The organism is Microcoleus sp. S13_C5 (assembly GCF_036700845.1).
GTDB lineage: Bacteria > Cyanobacteriota > Cyanobacteriia > Cyanobacteriales > Microcoleaceae > Microcoleus.
Genome location: NZ_JAUBPR010000313.1, coordinates 1 through 1,072 on the forward strand (window position 1 = coordinate 1; position 1,072 = coordinate 1,072).

The window sequence follows — 1,072 nt, forward strand, 5'->3', positions numbered from 1 at the left end:
AATTGTCAAGGGGTTGGGGTCCATTCGGTTCCTCTGTTGACCACTGTCACAATCCGGCGGAGCATTCTGGCCATGATGGCGACCAGAGCGCATTTCTTAGGTTTTCCGGCTTCCAGCATTCGGTCGTAGTGGGCTGAGCATTCAGCATCATGTCTGGAACAGGAGATGGCTCCCATAAAAAGAGCTGTCCTCAAGAATCTGCTGCCTGTCCCGTGGATGGTGGCTTTTCGGTTAAGACTCGTCCCGCTCGAACATTCCTGCGGAGCCAGCCCAGCGTAGGCGATGCACTGCTTGACGTTCTTTAGTTCATCTGTCAAGAAGAGTTCACTCAAGACCTTGCGGGCTGTTTCAGGGCCCACACCAGGGATGCTCAGCATGAGGCGGTGCTTCTTCACAAGCTCCTGGCTCTGCTTCAGCTTTACCAGCCACAGCTGGCTCACCTGCTGGATTTCCTTGTCAAGAAGTCTGATGACTCTCGTGCAGGATTTGATGAGTTCTGCACAGGCGGAAGGCTTGCCCATTCTCTTCTTCTCGTCAGCCGCCTGAGCTTTAAGGCTGTCTATCCTTCTTGAAAGCTCCTGAAGTTCAGCCTGTTCTTTGGTGGGAGGCTTCCTGGGGGTTTTCCAGTTCTTCTGCGAGCACACAGCCAGAACATAGGCGTCTGTCGCATCATTCTTTCTAATGATTCCAAGACCCCTGGCAAGGCTTCTAGCCTGATTAGGAGCCATCACCACAGCAGGGACTCCCTCTTCAGCCAGGTGCCACACCAAAGCCTTGTGGCAGGAAGAGGTCGCTTCCATCGTGATCCTCCACTGGTCTTTAGGAGCCATCTTCTCCAGCTTCTTTACAATCTGCTCAAACCCTGCTGGAGAGTTCTTGACTGTGAAGCTGTGCTTGATTTGGTCTTTGGCAAAGAAGCACAGATCCAGGGTGTCTTTAGAAACATCGACCCCGACGTTCAGGTGTAGACTTGACATGTTGAATATCCACTGGGGCCTTCCAGCTCCAGCTTCAACTTGTTAAACGGGACGCCCTGGTAGTGGCCGGGGCTCCCTTGATACCGTTCTAGCCT

1 protein-coding gene is annotated in these 1,072 nt (G+C 53.1%); it reads right to left on the reverse strand.

The window, feature by feature from the left end:
• Positions 1-5: 5 nt before the first annotated feature.
• Positions 6-977 (reverse strand): transposase, encoded by a 972-nt coding sequence (locus QUA04_RS29815; protein ID WP_332970815.1) that lies wholly within the window; start codon positions 975-977, stop codon positions 6-8.
• Positions 978-1,072 lie beyond the last annotated feature (95 nt).

Bases quoted from the DNA above. Each gene is read 5' to 3' on its own strand.
- QUA04_RS29815 (WP_332970815.1), bottom strand. From the start codon at position 977: ATGTCAAGTCTACACCTGAACGTCGGGGTCGATGTTTCTAAAGACACC.